The sequence below is a fragment of the Joostella sp. genome (assembly GCF_048266025.1).
Lineage (GTDB): Bacteria > Bacteroidota > Bacteroidia > Flavobacteriales > Flavobacteriaceae > Galbibacter > Galbibacter atrarenae.
In genome coordinates, this window is record NZ_JBLXAF010000003.1 from 273,955 (window position 1) to 294,995 (window position 21,041).

23 protein-coding genes are annotated in these 21,041 nt (G+C 32.1%); 20 read left to right on the forward strand and 3 right to left on the reverse strand.

Annotated elements, in window-relative coordinates:
• The first annotated feature begins 1 nt into the window (after nucleotide 1).
• The 16 genes from ACN0TY_RS08615 (at nucleotide 2) to ACN0TY_RS08690 (ending at nucleotide 15,485) form a co-directional block, all read left to right on the forward strand.
• Complete coding sequence (locus ACN0TY_RS08615; RefSeq protein ID WP_417444161.1) at nucleotides 2–1,375, forward strand: FGGY-family carbohydrate kinase; 1,374 nt, start codon at nucleotides 2–4, stop codon at nucleotides 1,373–1,375.
• 53 nt (nucleotides 1,376–1,428) lie between these two features.
• A complete protein-coding gene (locus tag ACN0TY_RS08620) occupies nucleotides 1,429–2,718 on the forward strand; it encodes a class II aldolase/adducin family protein (protein WP_417444162.1) in 1,290 nt (429 codons plus the stop codon).
• Between the two features lie 10 nt (nucleotides 2,719–2,728).
• Nucleotides 2,729–3,877 carry an alpha-hydroxy acid oxidase gene (locus ACN0TY_RS08625; RefSeq protein ID WP_417444163.1) on the forward strand — a complete coding sequence of 383 codons (1,149 nt, stop codon included), beginning with the start codon at nucleotides 2,729–2,731 and terminating at the stop codon, nucleotides 3,875–3,877.
• A 21-nt stretch (nucleotides 3,878–3,898) separates the two neighbouring features.
• Nucleotides 3,899–5,338 (forward strand): aldehyde dehydrogenase, encoded by a 1,440-nt coding sequence (gene aldA / locus ACN0TY_RS08630; protein ID WP_417444164.1) that lies wholly within the window; start codon nucleotides 3,899–3,901, stop codon nucleotides 5,336–5,338.
• A gap of 59 nt (nucleotides 5,339–5,397) precedes the next feature.
• A complete protein-coding gene (locus ACN0TY_RS08635) occupies nucleotides 5,398–6,816 on the forward strand; it encodes a purine-cytosine permease family protein (RefSeq protein ID WP_417444165.1) in 1,419 nt (472 codons plus the stop codon).
• Nucleotides 6,817–7,464: 648 nt separating this feature from the next.
• Entirely contained in the window at nucleotides 7,465–8,046 is a 582-nt protein-coding gene (locus tag ACN0TY_RS08640) for a Crp/Fnr family transcriptional regulator (protein ID WP_417444166.1), read from the forward strand.
• A 76-nt stretch (nucleotides 8,047–8,122) separates the two neighbouring features.
• The gene (locus ACN0TY_RS08645; RefSeq protein WP_417444167.1) at nucleotides 8,123–8,506 is read left to right on the forward strand and encodes a VOC family protein; all 384 of its coding nucleotides are present in this window, start codon (nucleotides 8,123–8,125) and stop codon (nucleotides 8,504–8,506) included.
• A 12-nt stretch (nucleotides 8,507–8,518) separates the two neighbouring features.
• Nucleotides 8,519–8,914, forward strand: a complete 396-nt coding sequence (locus ACN0TY_RS08650) for an SRPBCC family protein (RefSeq protein WP_236960649.1) — start codon at nucleotides 8,519–8,521, stop codon at nucleotides 8,912–8,914.
• A gap of 19 nt (nucleotides 8,915–8,933) precedes the next feature.
• Nucleotides 8,934–9,332 carry a VOC family protein gene (locus tag ACN0TY_RS08655; protein WP_417444168.1) on the forward strand — a complete coding sequence of 133 codons (399 nt, stop codon included), beginning with the start codon at nucleotides 8,934–8,936 and terminating at the stop codon, nucleotides 9,330–9,332.
• 31 nt (nucleotides 9,333–9,363) lie between these two features.
• On the forward strand, nucleotides 9,364–10,086 hold the full coding sequence (locus tag ACN0TY_RS08660) for an alpha/beta fold hydrolase (protein WP_417444169.1): 723 nt from the start codon (nucleotides 9,364–9,366) through the stop codon (nucleotides 10,084–10,086).
• Nucleotides 10,087–10,387: 301 nt separating this feature from the next.
• Complete coding sequence (locus ACN0TY_RS08665) at nucleotides 10,388–10,804, forward strand: VOC family protein (protein ID WP_417444170.1); 417 nt, start codon at nucleotides 10,388–10,390, stop codon at nucleotides 10,802–10,804.
• A gap of 18 nt (nucleotides 10,805–10,822) precedes the next feature.
• Complete coding sequence (locus ACN0TY_RS08670) at nucleotides 10,823–11,200, forward strand: nuclear transport factor 2 family protein (protein ID WP_417444171.1); 378 nt, start codon at nucleotides 10,823–10,825, stop codon at nucleotides 11,198–11,200.
• A gap of 694 nt (nucleotides 11,201–11,894) precedes the next feature.
• A complete protein-coding gene (locus ACN0TY_RS08675; protein WP_417444172.1) occupies nucleotides 11,895–12,683 on the forward strand; it encodes a hypothetical protein in 789 nt (262 codons plus the stop codon).
• Nucleotides 12,684–13,391: 708 nt separating this feature from the next.
• Nucleotides 13,392–14,075, forward strand: a complete 684-nt coding sequence (locus ACN0TY_RS08680) for a sensor histidine kinase (protein ID WP_417444173.1) — start codon at nucleotides 13,392–13,394, stop codon at nucleotides 14,073–14,075.
• Entirely contained in the window at nucleotides 14,072–14,758 is a 687-nt protein-coding gene (locus tag ACN0TY_RS08685; protein WP_417444174.1) for a response regulator, read from the forward strand. The genes ACN0TY_RS08680 and ACN0TY_RS08685 overlap by 4 nt, the downstream gene beginning before the upstream one ends.
• Nucleotides 14,759–14,996: 238 nt before the next feature.
• Nucleotides 14,997–15,485 carry a putative adhesin gene (locus tag ACN0TY_RS08690; protein WP_417444175.1) on the forward strand — a complete coding sequence of 163 codons (489 nt, stop codon included), beginning with the start codon at nucleotides 14,997–14,999 and terminating at the stop codon, nucleotides 15,483–15,485.
• Between the two features lie 485 nt (nucleotides 15,486–15,970).
• Here ACN0TY_RS08690 and ACN0TY_RS08695 read toward each other — a convergent pair whose 3' ends face one another.
• Nucleotides 15,971–16,954, reverse strand: coding sequence for a hypothetical protein (locus ACN0TY_RS08695; RefSeq protein WP_417444176.1), 984 nt, complete (start codon nucleotides 16,952–16,954; stop codon nucleotides 15,971–15,973).
• A gap of 1,137 nt (nucleotides 16,955–18,091) precedes the next feature.
• Here ACN0TY_RS08695 and ACN0TY_RS08700 point away from each other — a divergent pair.
• Nucleotides 18,092–18,421, forward strand: a complete 330-nt coding sequence (locus tag ACN0TY_RS08700; protein ID WP_417444177.1) for a YegP family protein — start codon at nucleotides 18,092–18,094, stop codon at nucleotides 18,419–18,421.
• Between the two features lie 94 nt (nucleotides 18,422–18,515).
• Here the strand turns inward: ACN0TY_RS08700 and ACN0TY_RS08705 are convergent, their stop codons facing one another.
• Nucleotides 18,516–18,692: a histone H1 gene (locus tag ACN0TY_RS08705; RefSeq protein ID WP_417444178.1), complete on the reverse strand. Its 177-nt coding sequence runs from the start codon at nucleotides 18,690–18,692 to the stop codon at nucleotides 18,516–18,518.
• A gap of 485 nt (nucleotides 18,693–19,177) precedes the next feature.
• Nucleotides 19,178–19,366, reverse strand: coding sequence for a hypothetical protein (locus ACN0TY_RS08710; protein WP_417444179.1), 189 nt, complete (start codon nucleotides 19,364–19,366; stop codon nucleotides 19,178–19,180).
• 270 nt (nucleotides 19,367–19,636) lie between these two features.
• On the opposite strand from ACN0TY_RS08710, the gene ACN0TY_RS08715 reads away from it, so the two are divergent.
• The 3 genes from ACN0TY_RS08715 to ACN0TY_RS08725 all read left to right on the forward strand — a co-directional run bounded on the left by ACN0TY_RS08715 (nucleotide 19,637) and on the right by ACN0TY_RS08725 (nucleotide 20,717).
• Nucleotides 19,637–19,981, forward strand: a complete 345-nt coding sequence (locus tag ACN0TY_RS08715) for a single-stranded DNA-binding protein (RefSeq protein ID WP_417444180.1) — start codon at nucleotides 19,637–19,639, stop codon at nucleotides 19,979–19,981.
• Nucleotides 19,982–20,047: 66 nt separating this feature from the next.
• On the forward strand, nucleotides 20,048–20,497 hold the full coding sequence (locus ACN0TY_RS08720; RefSeq protein WP_417444181.1) for a JAB domain-containing protein: 450 nt from the start codon (nucleotides 20,048–20,050) through the stop codon (nucleotides 20,495–20,497).
• Nucleotides 20,498–20,519: 22 nt separating this feature from the next.
• Complete coding sequence (locus ACN0TY_RS08725) at nucleotides 20,520–20,717, forward strand: hypothetical protein (protein WP_417444192.1); 198 nt, start codon at nucleotides 20,520–20,522, stop codon at nucleotides 20,715–20,717.
• Nucleotides 20,718–21,041: the final 324 nt, after the last annotated feature.

Below are 21,041 nucleotides of genomic sequence, written 5' to 3' on the forward strand. Positions count from 1 at the left end.
CATGAAACAAAAAGTAACAGCAGTATTTGATATTGGTAAAACCAATAAGAAGTTTTTCTTATTTGATAAGAATTTTAAGGAAGTTCATAAAGAGTATATCTCTTTTGATGAAATTCTGGATGAAGATGGACATCCAACCGAAAATCTTCCAGCATTACATAAATGGCTGAAAGAGGTTTTTAATCGTATACTAAAAGCAGATGAGTTTGATGTGAAAGCAATAAACTTCTCTACTTATGGAGCTAGTTTAGTTCATTTAGATAAGGATGGAAATCCATTAACACCTTTATTTAATTATACTAAACCTTTACCTGAATCGATAATAAATTCTTTTTTTGAAGCATATGGACCTAAAGAGGATTTTCTAAAAATAACCGGTTGCTCAGACTTAAGTTTGTTGAATTCAGGTTTACAGTTATATTGGATTAAAAAGACAAAACCAGAAATATACAACAAGATAAAGTACTCTTTGCATCTCCCACAATACCTTAGTTATATTTTTACAGGCATACCCTTAAGTGAATATACAAGTATAGGTTGCCATACTGCTCTTTGGGATTTTAACCAGAAAGATTACCATAGTTGGGTGTATCAAGAAGGTTTAGATAAGATTTTACCTCCAATTGTTTCAACTGAAACAAGTATTAATATGAATTATAACGGTAAACGAATCAAAATAGGAGTGGGTATTCACGATAGCTCTGCTGCATTATTACCTTATGTAAGGAGTATAAAGAAAAAATTCGTTTTGGTTTCTACAGGAACTTGGAGCATCGTTTTTAATCCGTTTACAGAAAACCCAATAACTACTGAGGTAAATGATAATGAAGCAATAAATTATATGAGAATAAATGGGAAGCCAGTTAAGGCTACACGTTTATTTTTGGGGAATGAATATAAGCTACAAGTAAAAAAACTGGATGCCTTTTTTGATGTTCCCGATGAATATCACCGTCATGTGAGATTTGATTATGATTTGTATTTAAAAATTATAGATGATTTTAAATACTGTTTTAAATGGGAAGGTATCCATGATGTTGATATGCCAGTTAAAACGGAAATGATTTTTGAAAATTATGAAGAGGCATATCATCAATTAATGACAGAATTAGTTTTACTACAAATTCAAAGTATAAAAAAAGCAATAGGAGCAGATGATATCTCTAGAATTTATGTCGATGGTGGTTTTAGTGATAATGATGTATATATTAAGTTATTAGCACATTATTTTAGAGGTATGAAGTTAAGAACCACCGATTCTTCTTTAGGTTCTGCTTTAGGAGCTGCTATCTCTATATCGGATGCAAAATTAAATTCTAAATTTTTAAAAAGAAATTATGCACTTAAAAAGCATGTACCATTTATAGTAACTTAAAACAATCATTTAGAATCTGAAGCTATTTTATTTAAAATTTTCATTCAAAAAAAATGCCAAGAAAAACAAAATTAATACATCCTCGAGATGAAATAACTACCATTATTAGTAGGATATATAAGCGAGGAATGACAACTACCTCTGGAGGAAATATTTCTGTAATTGATAATAATGGAGATATTTGGGTTACTCCTTCAGCCATTGATAAAGGTTCATTAAGAGCTTCGGATATTATTTGTGTCAAAAAGGATGGAACCATACTTGGTAAGCATAAACCATCATCAGAGTTTCCTTTTCATAAAGCAATTTATGAGGCAAGGCCAGATATAAAATCTGTAATTCATGCCCATCCACCAGCATTAGTTTCTTTCAGTATTGTAAGAAAAATTCCTAATACTAATATTATTTCACAGGCTAGGCATGTATGTGGGCCAATTGGATATGCTGAGTATAAATTACCTGGAAGTGAAGCGTTAGGAGCTGTGATTGCAGATGAATTTAAAAAGGGATATAAAGCTGTAATTATGGAAAATCATGGTACCGTGCTTGGAGGTAGTGATTTAACAGATGCTTTTGAACGTTTTGAAACTTTGGAATTTTGTGCACGGACTATTCTATATGGATCTCAAATAGGAACTCCAAAATATTTATCAGATCAGCAGATAAATGATTTTGAAGCCCAAGCCACTGGAGTTTTGCCAGAAATGGAAGAAACAGTGTTTCCATCCGATGAAGTAGAAAAGCGTTTGGAAATATGTAATATTGTCCAACGCGCTTGTCAACAAGGGTTAATGATAAGTACCTACGGAACAGTTTCTATGCGATGGAACGAAAATGACTTTCTTATAACCCCAACGGGTATGAATAGATGGGATTTAGGTATTGAAGACATTGTGCAAATTAAAGATGGACATCGCGAAAAAGGTAAAACTCCTAGTAGAGCCGCTTGGATTCATCAAGAGATTTATAATCGTAACCCCAATGTCAATTCTATTATTATGACTCAATCACCTTATTTAATGGCATTTGGAGTAACAGGGACCTATTTAAATGTGAGAACAATACCAGAGAGTTGGATTTTTTTACAAGATATTAACGCTATAAAATATGGATCTCATTTAAGGAACAGTAATAATTCCGAAATAGTAGATAATTGTGCTACGGCATTAATAATTGAAAATGACTCAGTTATTATTACGGGTGATAAATTACTTCAAACTTTTGATTATTTGGAGGTGGCGGAATTTAGTGCAAAATCCATAGTACTCGGGAATTCCTTAGGAGAGATGGTTCCTATAAATGATAATCAAGTGGAAGACTTAAGAAAAAAGTTTTTAGCATAATAAGTATACAATGGCAATGAATTTTGATACACGATATCCATCTATTGACGACTTAAGAACTAAAGCTCAAAAGAAAATACCAAAATTTGCTTTTGAATATTTAGATGGCGGTTGTAATGAGGATGTTAATATAATTAGAAATACATCTGAATTAAGAGAAGTCCAGTTGAAGCCTAATTATTTAAGAACTCATCAGGGATCGAGTTTGAAAACGAATCTTTTTGGGATAGAGTATGATGCCCCTTTTGGAATAGCTCCCGTGGGTTTACAAGGACTGATGTGGCCAAATTCGCCAGAAATATTAGCCAAAGCAGCACATCAACACAATATTCCTTTTATTTTAAGTACAGTTACCACCACTAGTATAGAACGTGCAAGTAAATTAACAGAGGGAAAAGCTTGGTTTCAACTTTATCACCCAACCGAGAATAGATTACGAGATGATATTATAAATAGGGCAGCAGCAGCAGAATGTCCAGTATTAGTTATACTATGCGATGTTCCTACTTTTGGATTTAGGCCTCGAGATATACGTAATGGACTGGCTATGCCTCCTAAAATGTCTCTTCAAAATATCTTACAGGTTTTAGGAAGTCCGCACTGGGCTTTACAAACTCTTAAGCATGGACAGCCGAATTTTGAAACACTCAAACCATATATGCCAAAAGGTTTAGATTTAAAACAATTGGGGAAATTTATGGATCAAACATTTAATGGACGATTAAATGAAGAGAAAATAAAGCCCATTAGAGACATGTGGAAGGGGAAACTTGTGCTAAAGGGAGTAGCTTCAGAATATGACGCAGAAGAAGCAATAAAATTAGGCTTAGATGGAATAATAGTATCAAACCATGGAGGTCGACAACTAGATGCCGGAGAGTCCACTATAAAACCCTTATCTACTATTGCTAACAAGTATGGTGATCAAATCGAGGTAATGATGGATAGTGGCATTCGTTCTGGTCCGGATGTGGCTCGGGCAATGGCTACTGGTGCTAAATTCACTTTCATGGGACGTTCTTTCATGTATGGAGTCTCTGCATTAGGACATAAAGGAGGAAATCATACCATTTCACTTTTAAAAACAGAATTACAACAAGTAATGGAACAGCTTTGTTGTGAAAAGACTAGTGACTTTAAAAATCACTTAATTAAATAATAATACACCAATTTTAAGATAATGAAACACTATAAGCAATTTATAAACGGACAATTTGTAGATTCTAAATCAACATCAGGAATAGAAATATTAAATCCATGTACCGAAGAAATTATTAGTACCATACCTACAGGAACAGAAGAGGATGCTAATAATGCTCTTGAATCCGCCAAGTCAGCACAACCTGCATGGGCGTCTTTGCCAGCTATTAAAAGAGCTTCTTTTTTACATAATATGGCTACTGTTATTAGAAAAAATAGAGTTTTCTTAGCTGAGACCTTATCAAAAGAGCAAGCAAAAGTAATTGGGTTAGCACAAATAGAAATTGATGTGACAGCGGATTACTTTGATTATAATGCTGGTTGGGCACGACGTATTGAAGGAGAAATTATTCAGAGTGATAGAGAGAAGGAGCATATTTACTTACATAAAGTTCCTATTGGAGTAGCAGTGGGGATATGTCCTTGGAATTTTCCGTTTTTTGTAATGGCGAGAAAGGTTGCCGCATCTCTTGTAACAGGAAATACATGTGTGATAAAACCAAGTTCGGAAGCTCCAAATACAATTATGGAGTTTGCAGATCTCATACAAAAGATAGAATTACCTGCTGGAGTTTTAAATTTTGTTTGTGGTTCGGGTAGAACGGTGGGAAATGCACTTTGTAAAAGCCCTATTACTGGTATTATAAGTTTAACAGGAAGTGTAGGAGCAGGGCAACAAATAATTAGTGCTGCCGCAGAAAATATTACTAAAGTATCGTTGGAATTAGGAGGAAAAGCACCAGCTATTGTTTGTGCTGATGCAAATATGGATTTAGCTTTAAATTCTATAGTTGCATCCAAAGTTATATTTAGCGGTCAAGTTTGTAATTGTGCAGAACGTGTATATGTGGAAGACAGTATCTATGATGAATTTGTAGAAAAACTAACCGTGAAAATGCAACAAGTTACTGTAGAAGATGCATTAACAGGAATTGATGCTGATATGAGTAGCTTAGTATCAAAGTCGCAAATAGATAAAATTTCTGAAATGGTAGCGTTTGCAAAAAAAGAAGGAGCAGAAGTTTTAGTGGGAGGGAAACGTCATGAAAAGTTCGCAAAAGGATACTTTTATGAACCTACATTGTTGACCAACTGTACCCAAGATATGCAAATCATTCAGGAGGAAGTTTTTGGACCAGTCTTACCAGTAATGAAGTTTAATACCTTAGATGAAGCTATCGCAATGTCTAATGATTGCCAATATGGATTAACTTCTTCTATCTTTTCGGAAAACTTCAACAATATTATGCAAGCTACCAATAACTTACAATTTGGGGAAACGTATGTAAATAGAGAGCATTTCGAGGCTATTCAAGGTTTTCATGCAGGGTGGAAAAAATCTGGAATCGGTGGCGCAGATGGAAAACATGGAATGGAAGAATACTTGCAAACCCGTGTAGTTTATGCAAAATACTACTAGAATTTTACACTGATTGTAATATTAAAAATACTATTGACTGTTAACTAACTTAATATATTATGTCTCAAAACCAACAAGAACTAGAGGTAATTGAAAAATTATCAGGAGGAGAATTTGAAAGAACACGGGTACCAGAATCTAAGCTTAAAGGATGGAAGAGTTTTATAGGGATGTATGCTGGAGAACATGCTGCTGGTACTGAGTTTATGATAGGTCCATTATTCTTAACAGCTGGAGTGAGTGCCTTTGATTTAATTATTGGCTTATTAATCGGAAATATATTAGCAGTTTTAAGTTGGCGATATCTTACAGCGGAAATAGCTGTTAAAAATAGATTTACTTTATACTTTCAGTTAGAAAAAATATGTGGCAGGAAATTAGTCACAGGTTACAATTTAGCAAACGGAATTTTATTTTGTTTTTTAGCAGGATCAATGATAACAGTTTCCGCTACTGCTGTTGGGATTCCATTTGATATGCCCATGCCAAAACTTACTGACACTATGCCAAATGGTTTAACTTGGGTTATCATAGTAATCTTAATAGGGGCTGTAATATCTATAATTGCTGCAAGAGGATATGATACGGTTACAAAAGCAGCAAATTGGATGTCGCCTGTAATTGTAATAGCTTTTTTTGTAAGTGGTATCGTAGCGCTTAATCAATTAGGTGTTAGTAGTTTTTCAGATTTTTGGAATATATGGGGTGAAGGTTCTGAACCTTTTCCAGGTCAGATCAAATTTACCTTTTGGCATGTAGTTCTTTGGTCATGGTTTGCAAATGGCGCCATGCATATTGGAATGTCGGATTTATCAGTATTTAGATTTGCAAAAGAAGCGAAAGCAGGATGGGCAACAGCAGCAGGAATGTATGTAGGTCATTATATGGCATGGATAGCTGCAGCTTTATTATATGCAGTTTATTTGAAATCACCTGAAGCGCAATCTTTTCTTTCTAATGGAGAAGCTCCCCCAGTAGCACCAGGACCTTTAGCTAATAATGCTATTGGTATTTTAGGTATTATAGCTGTAGTTTTAGCAGGATGGACTACTGCAAATCCTACAATATATCGAGCTGGATTAGCATTTCAAGCTATTTTACCCAAGATGTCAACAGCAAAAGTTACCATCTTAGCAGGGAGTATAGCTACAATTGCAGGTTTATTTCCAGCTTTTGCAATGAAACTCCTAGATTTTGTAGCAATATATGGATTTATATTAGCACCATTTGGCGCCATCATAGTTTTTGAACATTTCTTTTATAAAAAGGCAGGTATTATTAAAAATTATGCAGAGGTTGCGAACCTAGCATTTAATAAATCTGTTTTTTTAGCATGGGCTATAAGCTTTGGAATATTTTATTTTATTTCTATTCAGTTTGATGTGTTTTTATCTTTTGTTACTTTACCAGCATGGATTTTATGTGGGATACTCTACTTAATGTTTAGTAAAATATATCAAAATAAAGCGATTGCATAAAAATCTTAATTGTGTTTAGTAAATAATTATAAAATAACCCCTAGTTAGAAAAAGCTAGGGGTTTTAATGGGCTAAAGTTTTTCACTCGCAACTGCTTAGATTACACACTAGGAGCTAAAACATTTCTTGCCGTTAATCTATTTTTAGTAAAAGTTTATGTTTTACATCAATTAAGTAAATTGAATTCTCAAATAGATAAAGGGGGAGTAGATAAGGTTATGGAGTGGTTTGAAAGGGGGACTTGGCTATAAAACGATCCAAATAAGTATTCCGTAACCCCTATTAGGGATGTTCTGATCCTTGAAGTAGTCTTAATTCAAAAAATATATAGAATCGAAAAAAAACATAACTTTCGTAATGGTTTTTCTTTGCGATGAGAACTTAATATTTTAATGGTTTTCCTGTATAAAGCTATAATATAATTACTTATAAGCATTAGTCTATCCCATTAAGGAAGTCATTTTCATTCATTAATGAAAATGAATTTATAGACAAGTCTTAACTTCTGGAATGAGTGAGTAATAAATTTCTAAAAATAGGTTAAGCATTTGGTGCAGAATTTACAGACGACATTTTTGAATCTGATATTTCATGAGCAATTAAATTAAATAAAAAATAAATTATATTTTTATCTAAATGTATAAGTCTATGAAAGCTTCCTTTTTCGAAAATATATACAATCATCAGAACATTAAAAAAGGGGATTACAAGAACATTATTGAATCCCATATAAAAGTTACATTTTCAAAAAATGAAATTGTACTGAATGAACATAAAATAAGTAATGCTTATTATTTGATAAAAAAAGGTTTATTTCGTTCATATGTGATCGATTATAAAGGAAATGAAATTACCACCGATTTTTTTGGTCCTAATGATATTCTCATTGAAGTAGCTTCACTATTCCTTCGAATACCATCAAAAGAAACCATTCAGGCATTAACAGACTGCGAGGTTTATAAAATTACATTCAACGATTTCCAAAAGTTATATACAACTATAGAAGGTTTTACTGAGTGGGGTCGTAATTGGATGTCTCACCAACTTTTTTTGGCAAAACACCGTGCTGTTAATATGCATATACAAAGTGCTTCACAACGCTATATAAACTTAGTACAAGAAAAACCTCAAATCATTAAAGAGGCACCCTTAAAACACATTGCTACTTATTTAGGAGTTACTGATACCTCTTTGAGTAGAATAAGAAAAGAAGTATTGTCTGAAACATAGAACTTGCCATAAGACAAGATTTTATTGATTTTCTTTTTTCAATTTTGTGATACTAACAATTAAAAGAATATAAAAGATGAAGGATTTTAATCCAGTGGTGTGGTTCGAAATTTATGTGAACGATATAGATAGAGCTGCAAAGTTTTATGAAAACGTATTTCAAATAACAATGCAAAATATAAGTGACCCAACAAATAATTCTGTAGAAATGAAAAGCTTCCCGAGTGATATGGAAAGTTACGGTGCTGCTGGTGCTTTGGTGAAAATGGAATCTACAAAGCCTTCTACTAATGGAAGTTTGGTTTATTTTGGCTGTGAAGATTGTAAAGTTCTAGAGAATAGAGCAACAGAAAATGGAGCAGAAATCATTCAAGCAAAAATGGGGATAGGTGAACACGGTTTTGTTTCAATAGTCAAAGATACGGAAGGCAACTCCATTGGATTTCATTCCTTGCAATAAGAATAAATTTTTATGGAAAGCATCGAACACATCAATTACGTCAATGTTCCTGTTTTTAAGGTCTATAAAACACTTATTCATGAAGAAGGCTTAGGAAATATTTGGACAACAAAACTAAAAGTAAAACCTGAAGTAGGTTTTGTTAATGAGTTTGATTTTGATGAAGGTTATCTTACAAAGTTTAAGATTGTAGAACTAGTTCAAAACAGTAAAATTGTTTGGGAATGTATTGCATCAGATGAAGAATGGATAGGCACTAAAGTATCTTTTGAACTTAGTGAAAGAAATAAGGTCACAACCATTAAATTGAAACATTTTGACTGGAGAGCTCGCACGGAGTTTTACGGTTGGTGCAATTATAATTGGGCCATGTTTTTACTAAGATTAAAGAACTACTGCGAAAGATAAATTAACAAGTAGCAAAGTTATGAAACAACAAATCTCAACTTTTCTAACATTCCAAAAAAACAACGCTGAAGAAGCAATGAATTTTTATGTCGATTTATTCTATAATTCAGAAATAATAGAGATACAACGCTACGGAAAAGATGGCCCTGGTACAAAAGGAACAATCATTAGAGCAATTTTTGAATTAAACGGGAAACAATTTATGTGTAGCGATAGTTTTATTCAACACGAATGGACTTTTACACCTGCGGTATCGAATTGGGTAGAATGTAATTCAAAAGAAGAAATTGAACATCTCTTTGTGAGACTATCAGAAAATGGAGTTGTAAAAATGCCTATGGATAACTATGGGTTTAGTAAACAATTTACTTTTGTAGAGGATAGGTTCGGAGTTTCTTGGCAATTGAATTGGTCATAGCTCTTTTTACTTCTGATATCATATGATAGAAATGGAAAATACAAGACTCATTTTAATTCCCGGAGCTTGGTCAGATGCATCTATTTGGAAGCTTTTCGTTAATGAACTCTACAATTTAGGGATCGAATCACATTCGATAACTTTGGATGGACTTAATAAAGAGATTACTGAAAAGCACATTGATTTAGAGACTCACATACAAAATGTTGTAAATTTTATTGAAACTCATAAAACTGATCAATTTTATTTAGTAGGGCACAGCTATTCAGGATTTGTTGCTTACTTGGCAGCAGAGCGCATTCCAGATAAAGTTGTAGGTTTAGTTTTTATTGAAGCTTTTTTGCCTGAAAATAATAAGTCCTTGCTAGAAGTGGCAGGACTGGATGTGGCATCAGAAACTAAGTCAATTGAGGAAAATAATGGCTGGTGGCCATTCCCTACTAAAAAAGAATTGCAATCTCAATCATATTTATCGAAAGATCAAATAGATTACTTAGTCAATAGTATGATGAGTCATCCTGGAAGAACGGTAACGGATAAGGTGCAAATACATAATGATGTTCTTAGGAGTATGCCTGTCTATTATATAGGAGGATTCTTAACTAAAAGTATTAAAACTAATTCTAATTTTGAGAAAATAACCTTTGAAAAATTAGATGGGGGACATTGGCCCATGCTTACCAAGCCGAAAGAATTGGCAACTGTTCTAGTAGAAATATTGATATCAAAAAGGAATAAAAGTAGCAATGACTAGTTATGCCATACTTAGATTTTTTATAATCTGTTGTCGCTGAATGGATTCGTTGAAGTAGAAAATCACGATTTCACTGAGAGATGGTAAATCTTGAACTAAATGCGTTTGTAGTAGCTCAGCTAGATGGATTAAGTGTAAGAAAAAACTATTAATGAATGGTTCAATATTAGCCAAACCAGACGATCTGACTATAGCAAAAACAATGAATGAAATGTAGATATTGGAATATTCTAGTATATTAAGAACATTTGTTAGAAAAGAATTCTTGGTTGTATGAAATTAGATAGATAAATAAAATAATATGCTGACAAAAAAAATATGGGCAAACTTAGGTGTGGAAAATATCGTCCGCACTAAAACTTTTTATCAATCCTTGGGCTTTGAGTTAAATGGAAACCCATCAGATGATTTAGTTAGTTTCTTTTTTGGAGCAGATAATTTTGTAATTCACTTCTTTAAAAAAGAAAAGTTAGAATCGAGTCTAGAAGGTAAATCTGCTGACTTAAATATTGGGAATGAAGTGATGTTTTCCATGGCAGCAGAGAGCAAAGACGAATACAACCGTTGGGTGACTCAAATAAGTAAGGCAGGCGGCAGTATTTTATTCGATTCAAACGTAGACAGAAAAGAATTCTATGATGAAAATGGATTTTTCGTTTGTGTTTTTGTCGACCCAGACGGGCATAAATTTAATCTTCTCTATAATGAAAATATGTAATGCTAATAATGATAAAAAATGACCAAAGTAATAGCAAGCCCTTATTGTGGTAATTCGCCCAAAATGGAATTCCTAAAAAAGTTTAGCATAGCCTTTGCTGAAGTGAATCTTATATTTTTAATTAAAAATGTGACAGATGATATCGTTTGGAGTATTATTGGAGGCCAAAAAATTGAAGGGAAGGCAAATTTTATAAAGGCTTTAGAAGAAGTGCCATGTGTGAAAACCGCTGAATTGATATTGGACCAGATCTTATCTCACGGCAAAGGAGGAGCGGCAAATGGTATAAGGATAATGGAAAATGGAGAGGATTATGCATTTTCAGATTTTTATATTTTTCAAAGTGTAAAGGGCGAAAAAATAAAAGCTATTACATCCTATTGTATAAAAATATAAAAGCGTTTCATTATGTACCCATATTGAAAACCTAATCGTCTTTAACATGAATATTAAAAATGATCATAATGAAAGAATTTGCACTTATTTGTAGATTAAACGACATTTTAAGTTTCCCCTAGGTTTATTGAGTTTACAGTGAAAATTTTAGAGGAAGTTTTGAAAATAGTTAAATAGTAATCATGTTATAACTGTTACTTTATTATTTATTATGACCTTTATCATATTAGTGGTAAACAAAACTTTATTTTTTATTATGAATTATTAGAAGGGTATCCTACTCCTTCTTTATCTTGTAAAATGTTAAGTTGAATTGTAAATTGTCAATGTTTTTATAGTATGGGATACTATTGTTAGTTACCAAAAGCTTGTTCCAAATTGTAATTGTATTACTCCAACAAAGTACATTTTTTTGGTGAGAATCCAAGTATTAAAATCGTATGTATCGCAAGTAAATAAGAATTAAATGGCGCAATCCATTAAATAAAAGAAGAATTGTTATTAAATAGAAGTACATATGAAGCTTTACAAGGATCAATAGTATAAATAGGGTAAAGTAGATGAGAGTAAGCTAAATTAGAATTTATATGGGCTTTAGTGGAAAAGAAATTGGCGATTCTGTCATATCTATAAATTTCTTTTCTTAATTTTATACATATAAAAACCTGTTGTTTAACCAAATCTAGCTACCGATATGCCATTAAATAAACTCAATAAGGAGAATTGTATTAAAGCGATTCAAATCTGGAATGAAGCCAGATGCGATTATTCCAAAATAAGTAAATTAATAGCTCCATTTTCTAGTTTTAGCTTCAGTTTGGAGGATTATTTATGGCTCAAGAATAAGAATGATTATAGTTTTTTTCATATCTATGTAGGTATTCATAATAGTAAGCTTATTTTAATTAGCGTGCCTTTAAATAACCAAGGAAAAGAAAAGAAGTTAGATTTTTTCATCTATTCAAGTTATGGACCAATAGCAAATAATTTGACACTGGTTGAAGAGGATACTTTTGTGACTACTAAAAAAACAGTTTTGGATAAAAACCTAAATGTTATTAGTTATTGTGAAAACAACAATCTACCAATCAATAATGAACCACGTATAAGCCAAAGAGCATCCGTAAATGACATTGAATTATGGAAAAATAACTGTATGGATTGGTTTTATTATGAATGTGAAAAAGCTAATGGAGAAAACATTTTCAAAGCTTTTAAAGTGCCTTTTTCTGATGCAGATATGCTAATTAATGATAGTAAATATAATGAAATAAAGATACTATTTGGATTAAAGTTTTCTATAGTATACCAAAAATCACTTCCTAACTTAATTTTTGTAGCTACACACAGTTCTGGTAAAAAGGATTCAAGAATCATTCGGGGAATATCTGTTGATACACCAGAGGTAATGAATACTCAAGATTACTCACAACCATGCCCTCCATTTTGTAGAGAATCTGACGATTTTGGGTTGTTTAGTTAACTTTAAAATGCGAAATTTTTTTTTCATTTCCCTGACTTTATCGAATATACTACTATTCGTGTCCTTTGTCTATGGGATTTATAGCAATAAAAGGAATGAATGCGTTATTTTGAAATGGTTACTAGCATATTTAGCAGTCGTGTTATGTGTTGAAGTAGTTAATAAGTTTTCAATTTATATTCTTAAAAGTCAGGATACCAGTTTTACATATCCTTTTTATATAGCACTTGAATTTTTTACGCTTTCTCAAATGCTAGCCGCGGAATTAAAATTGTCTAGAATTTGGAGAAAGATTTTGATAGGAATCTGTATTTTATTTTTCGTTGAAGGCATACTACTTTGGAGATATGATAAGGTATTTGGCCCTAGTTTTAGCCTTATTTTTTCACGAATGTTTTTTATTATTGGGAGCGGTTATATCCTATTGAAAGAAATAGCGAAGAGGAATACGCCTAATCCAATTTTATTGGTATATGAAGCCCTGTTGTTTTATTACATTGTATCTTTATTTTTATTTCTAGTATTAAATCAATTGCCATCACTCGATGGTGATAGTTCATATGTTCTATGGAGTATAAATAATCTATTGAGTTCAATATTATATGTGTCATCCTTTTATGCCTTTTACAAATTAAACAAATAGAACTAAATATAGTCCATCTAGTCATATTGATTTTAGTATTATCAATTGTTTTAATATTATTTTTTTTGATATACAGAGTTTTTCTAAGGAGGATTGTAAAAGAAAAAAATAAGTTGTTCCAAAGTGAATTGGATCATCAGAAAAACCTTAGAATTCAATATAGTTTAGTTCAGGAAAATGAGCGTAAACAAATTGCTAATCTCTTACACGATCATATAGGTAGTAAATTAAATATTTTATCACTTTGGATTGACAATGAAGACACCTGGAGCAATAAAAATTCTAGAGCAGTAATAGAGAATCTAGTTCCGAAATTAATAAACGAAACAAGAAGTATATCACATGAACTCTATCCAGTATCACTTGAAAGGTTTGGACTTATACTTACCATAGAAGAACTGTTATCAAATATTGAATTATTTTTTAAGATTCAGTTTTTTTTAGCATATCCATATCAAAAAAAAGAACGGTTAATTGAAATTCAAATTTATCGTATAGTTCAAGAATTTATTTCAAATGTCGTAAAGCATGCTCAAGCCTCTGAAGTAAAATTGTATCTGCGTGATTCAGCGAACGCCTTTTCAATTGTATTAGCGGATAATGGAATAGGCTTTAACTTAAGTGAAATTAAGAGAGGAATGGGAATAAACAATATAGAGACAAGATTAAAGTCAATTGAAGCAACCTGGAAATGGAAAAGTGATTCAAGAAAAGGAACACGTTTAATAATACTGATTTATAACTCATGAAAGATTTAATAAATATAGCAATTGTTGATGATGAATCTCTCTTTGTGGAAGGGATTACACTCTTATTCTCTGAGCATAAAAATATTTCGGTAACTATTGCTGAAACTGATGCTACAAGGTTTCTTAAGAGACTTTCAAAATTACCCATAGAAGAGCATCCTGATATAGTTTTAATTGATCTTCAAATGGAGCCTATGGATGGTTTTGAACTTGTAGAAGAAATAAAAAAGATATATGAGCATCTAAAGATTATAATTCTTTCGTCCCATTATAAACAGAATGTTTTTGGTCATATGATAAAGATGGGAGTTTCCGCATTTTTACCCAAAAATGCTAAAAAACAAGATTTTATAATGGCCATTGGTACGGTTCATAAAACGGGCATTTATTTTTCTCATAATGACCATGAAATGTTAAAAGGGTATCTAAATTCTAAGCAAAAACGTCCCAGCTTAATTAGTCATGAAGAACTATCTCCAAGAGAAATAGATGTTTTAAAATTAATATGTAAAGAATATACAAATCAAGAAATTGCGGAAAAATTATTCTTAAGTGTTCGTACAATTGAGAGTCATCGACAAAATATTTTAGATAAAACGGGGGCTAAAAATACAGTAGGAATTGTTCTTTATGCAATATTAAATAATATTCATCCTCTACCTCCGCGTGTTCGCTACGTATAATTACGGATTTTATAATATAGGGGATTTTACTCTTTCCACTTTTTCTTTATATGATTTTATTTGTATAGTTAATCAATTGAAGCTTCATAAGGATTAAACATTTGACATTAATTACAGTATGCAACGCGGTTAATAAATTCGATAGACACATATTACATCCTAATCTGTTCTAATCATTACTTATTAACGTTTCTGTGATTCATTTAAAAAAGAATATTAACCATCTAAAAATTATATTATGAGCGTACATGTATCTAACAAAGATATTGTCCTATTAGGACACGGAAGCTATTCAGGGGGAGCAAAAAACTTTAAGCTTCCAGAAACCATTGACCTATATGTTTTACAGCCAGTTGGCTATACACTTATGACAGACGTGGCTGCAGCATTGATTACACAACAACCCATTACAAAAATACTTTTACATCATGCCAATGGAAGTGGGAATACATTGATAGATCCTCCCATGGCTATATATAGAGGAGGTGAACTGGCTCCAGACCTTATGCTGTATGATTTAGGAGAATTAACATCTTGGGGTCAAAAGGTAATTGGAAATAAGAAGAATGTTATTACTGTTAGTACTACCATTTCATTATCCGATTTAATTACCACCCAAAGTAAAATAAAAGTAGCATTAGATAATTTACCAAAAGGTGAAAAGTTAAAATTGTATTGGTCTGCTTGTGCAAGCCAAGTTAGCGGTAATAATGCGAGTTTACCTTAATCCATTATTTTAGATATTAACATTAACCAATAGGCCATTCAATGCATGGCTTATTGGTTTTTTAGGTTGATACAGGGAGTTTAATAACTTTTAGTGTATCATACCTTAGCTTATTTGTAGTACTATTTAATATTATTGAGAGAAATGAAATACTAGTAAATCCTTATATAGAATTTGTTTTTTATAGAATTACTGCAGAATGAAAAGCACTGCTATTTACATGTATTTATTGCTCAATAATTTTAAATAAAAAGGAATATGGTGATAACTTTCAAGGTCGCTGCTTATATACATAGTTTATTCTAATAATTAGATTGATTCAAACTGAAGTATACACTGAATTGATTAAAATAGGGGGTGAGAAAACGCTTCTTAATGGACCCGACTAGATTTAGTTATTACAAAAGTTTAGCTGGAATGGCTTAACTTGAAATCAAAAAAACAGGCAGTTTATTACCAACTGCCTGTAGTTTTTAAATATACGATTAGTCAATTAAAGCTGTATTATTATACTTCTCATTGATGTAACGCTTAGCAATTCCGAATTCCCATTCACTAAAAATATTTTTTAAATCATGTTTTGGAGCTGATGAGACTAATTTATTAGTAGCTGTTTCCGTGTATAAATGATCAATAGTATTGGTCACCTGGTTATATTTGTCATATTCAAGCATTACCTCGGCGCGATCTTTTTTCAAATCTGCAAGTATTAAATCGTATGTAGCTTTAGTTGCAACATATTTTTCTGGATCTTCTTTTAAAATCTTTTTTAAGCTTTCGGCAGATGCTTTTCGAGCATCTAGAATAAGGTTCTTTAAAATGCTTAATTCCTGCTCAGTTGTAGCTAAGATCTGTTGAACCCCAATTGCCTGTGCTTCATCAACACTCATCATTACCTCAAATACAATTTGAAATGAACCAATATACTGATTAGTAAAGAAAGTATTATTGGTAAACACTTCTCCTGTAGATCCAAAGAATAGATGTAATCCTCCAGAAAGGGGCATGTCTTTAAAAGTAGTTTTTCTTGATGTTTTACTCGCTGTAGCAAATTGAGTCAGCACCCCAGAGATAATTGCCTTAACTCTTTTAATAATGAGGCTGTAATCTCCCTGAAATGCACCCAGAAAATCTTTTGCATCCTCAACAGTTGATTCTTCAGCACCCTCTGACCCTGGAACTTCTTTTGAAGGGAAGTTTCCGTCACTTAATGCATTACCAATCATATCAACCATATTGTTAATTCTAGCTAAACTCCAATCGTCATAATTCTGGTAATCACTATTTCTGTTACCAAAAAAACGAGCATGATCCCATCCATTACCTTCATAATGTGAAGTAATATTTTCTTTAATAATTTTAAAAATCTTTTCTTCTTCTTTTTTTGAATCTTGATCCAATTGATTCATGTATTCACGAAACTTTTGATCATCTTTCATTTTCTGTTCAATTGTTTTGGATTTTCCCATTTTTAATAATTTTAGTGGTTAATTAATAAGAGGATTAAATTTTTATCCCTCCTTTAGGTCTTTTTTCAAATTTATTTTAATACTACTTTTTATATAACCGTATAACTACGTAATTTATAATTCAAGTGTTTATACTTACATGAAAACAACCTAGCTTGATCTCTGGGTACCTCCGTTATCCATATAAATGTTTTTTGCCATGAAGCATTAAAGGCAAATTGTACCGATAAACATTTAAATGCCATTATGGAATAATGATTTGAATTGATTTAAGAATACATTTAATTGCTATTAATATTCCCTTGCGATTCTCATTTATTAAATTCTAAAAATGTTATTTTCTGGTAAATTCTTCTATTGGATTTGGACGGCAAAATCTTTGTTATAAACAATGATTTGTCCCAATATTTTGAGAGTTTCGTATTAAAAATAGTCTTTACCTGTTTTTCGTGGTGGTCCAAAGTCTTCTAGTCCGAAATCATTTTTTGGTCGTTTAACTTCCCGAACATTCCTGCAAAAATGTGTTGCCTCATAGCTCCTATTCCTTATAGAGCCATTCAAAACTGTAGCAAGTTTTATTTAGCGATAGGATTTCTATTGGCAAATATATCTAAGAATTTACGTGCGTTTCAGTCTCTCCTAATGTCTCCTGAAAAGTTTTGATAGCACCTACTACTTTTATTAAGCGTTCCCATAGGTTGAGTAAGGATTATAAAGCAAGATTTTTATTTCATCAATCCTAAGTTTTGATAATCCAAATTTAAATACGTAGCGAAACATACTTGAAGTTTAGACAGTTCTAGGTAGTGCAGAACTTTATTAAAATGATTAGGAAATGTCCTTTAGAACCAACAATAACAAAGCAAGTTGAAAAATAATAACCCCTTGATATTGCTATCAAAGGGTTTTGTGGGCTAAAGTATTTTAACGCTGTTCTCGCAGCCAGTACTGCTCCCATCACCCACAAGGTGCTAGCATTCCTTACCGCTAAAAAACCCTTAAATACAAAAGTAATTAAATTTAAAATTATTCCTGTTTATATAAAAGAAGCTTCAAATAGTTAATTTCAAATGCATCTATTTATTGTTTTTTGAAATTCTAATTAAAATTTTTATCTTCAAGATAAAATTAAAAAATATGGGAAAATTTGAAATCATAAGCGACAAAGCTGAAAAGTACAGGTTCAATTTAAAAGCCGCTAATGGACAAGTAATATTAAGTAGTCAAGGCTATACAACCAAATCAGCATGTGAGAATGGAATTGAATCTGTTCGAACAAATTCACAAGACGATACAATGTTTGAACGAAATACGGCTAAAGATGGTAGTCCATATTTTAATTTAAAGGCAACCAATGGCCAGGTGATTGGAACTAGTGAAATGTATTCGAGTACTTCCGCAATGGAAACAGGAATTACTTCAGTGAAATCAAATGCACCGAGTGCAGCTGTAGTTGATAATTCATAAAAACTCAAATAAATTATAAGATATCTCTTTTACTATTCATTAAGATAGTAAACATTATGGGCAGGCTAATTTAATTAGCCTGCCTTTTTTATAGTTATTTTTTACTTTCTTCTATGGAAACCTTTCTAAATTCTTTAAAAAGTTTGGTGAGTTCCAAAGAGGATTTACGAGCTCTAGTTCCTGCCGCTTTATTCCCACTCTCTACTTGTAAATTAGCATCTTTTTGAAAAGACTCAAATTCTGCTTCAATCTGTTTAACTAAATCGTTCATATGTTTTTTTGTATGTTAAGGGCGCAATATACATAGAAAAAAATAGTGGATTTAAGCACTTTGCATTTTTTCTATTTACCGGGAGACCTTTATCAATATGGGTTTTGGATGCTCTTGTCTTATTTTTAACGTCTGTACTCTGAAAAAATATTGGTTACTCATTTCATTTGGGAAATCATGTGTTCTAGATTATAAAGCCTCTAATCATGTAAAATTCCTATGTGTATTTTGACTTTTCCTAGGTTTGAGGATTGTTTATTTATGGTAAAGAAGAATGGTTGATTTAAATTGTTCACCGCTTTTAAGAACAGTGATCTTCAATTTCACGCATTGATTTTATTTATCACCTATTTTAAAAGCACAAGGGGTAGGATAGAAAGTAAATGGATAACTTATTTAGTACTGGGGTTACCTTTTATTTTAAAGTCATGGATGCTTATGATGCTTTAAAAAGAGTCATCTTATATTATTGCACTTCTATAAAATCAATCGGATAGCTTCAACATCTGTACCATTTTTACATTATCACTATCATTTTTGATAGGCTTGTAATTGGTGATATTCTTCATACTTATTTTTAATTCCCAACCTGTATGAGCCGTCTTGTTTTCTTTTTTGGATGGCAAAAAAACAAAATTTCCATTTAGTACAACTGCATAATCAGGAGCTTCCATAAGGAAGCTCTCTTTTTATAAGTTTTAACTAAATGGAAATTTTGAATGGTATTCAGCATCAAAAAAAGATAACAGCGACGGCACTACGGGAAGTAAAACATTAAAAAATGTAAGCATGAAATCATATCAAAAAATACAAAACAAGCCTCTCAAAAAGCAAAAAAAGAAAAACGCTTTGGATACAATAAGTAAATCAAAGTTTTTGAAAATAAATTTTAAATCAATGTGTAATCTCGCTACCACATCGGTAGCACTTTAAATCAATGTGTTATGAGTACCTTAAAAAATCAAGTACAGTTAATCGGAAATGTTGGACAAGAACCACAAGTAACCGTTTTAGACGATGGAAAAAAAGTAGCTAGAATTTCCTTAGCTACCAATGAGAACTACAAAAACTCCAAAGGAGAGAAACAAACCAACACCGACTGGCATCAAATTGTAGCCTGGGGGAAAGTTGCCTCCCTTATCGAGGAATATGTATGTACAGGAAAAGAAATTGCCGTACAAGGAAAACTTTCTTCTCGTTCCTATGAGGATAAAGAAGGAGTTAAACGCTATGTAACAGAGGTTATCGTTTCAGAAATTTTATTCCTTGGTGGAAACCAAGCAAGCTAAAACAAATACAGCAGGTCCACGACCTGCTGTATTTAACTATTTCGGTTCAATTTAAAATCAATAGTAATGGTAAATAAAGTTAATGAAATTCAACTCTCCTATAAAGAAAGCTTTTTGACCAGTTGTGAGACAACTATTTCCAGTAGTACTAAAGCTGCTGAGATTCTTTTACAGTCCTTTGATATGAATACCATCGCTTTACAAGAAACCTTTAAAATAGTGCTTTTGAATAATTCCAATAAAGTAAAAGGAATTTATACGCTTTCCATAGGTGGTATTTCAGGCACTTTAGTGGATATTCGAATCTTATATGCGGTTATATTGAAAAGCCTTAGTACAGCGGTTATTTTATGTCATAACCATCCTAGTGGTAAACTAAAAGCCAGTGAACAGGATAAAGAAATAACCCAGAAAATCAAAAAGGCAGGTTCGTATTTTGATGTGAAAGTATTAGACCATATTATTTTAAGTCCCTGTGGGAAGTACTTCAGTTTTGCAGATAATGGTTTGTTATAATTGAATTTCAAAATATACGATGATGGTCTATTTAAATTATAACAATCTCGATATTGAAACCCAAAACCGGTTGCTTTCTATGTCCAAAAAAGAGGTAGAAAGCCGATTTGGGAAACAATTAAAGAACTACGCCAAGGAGCACTATGTAAATTATGATACCCTGTTAGAAGAAGAAGCCATTCGAAATCTATACAATTATAAGTACATTTTTAATATTTAAAATACAAATCAATTCAAACACGCCCATTTATTATGATGGGCTTTTTTTATGTGTAATCCCTTGAAATTAGTACCTTTAAAGCAACGGGTAACAACCGTTTTGGTCATAAAAATAGTTCCGTTTTGGATCCTTTTTCAAACGGACGATTTGACTTTCCTTATATGACCGTACAATCACAATTACAATTACAATAAGGCATCCACCTTGCTGGGATGTTCGTGAAATTTTGTCCCTCGGGGACAAAAAGGAAGAGCAAGAGGGTAACACGCGATGCGGTGTTTCGATGTGTAATTGGCTTGTAATTAGTTGATATTCAGTAGTTTA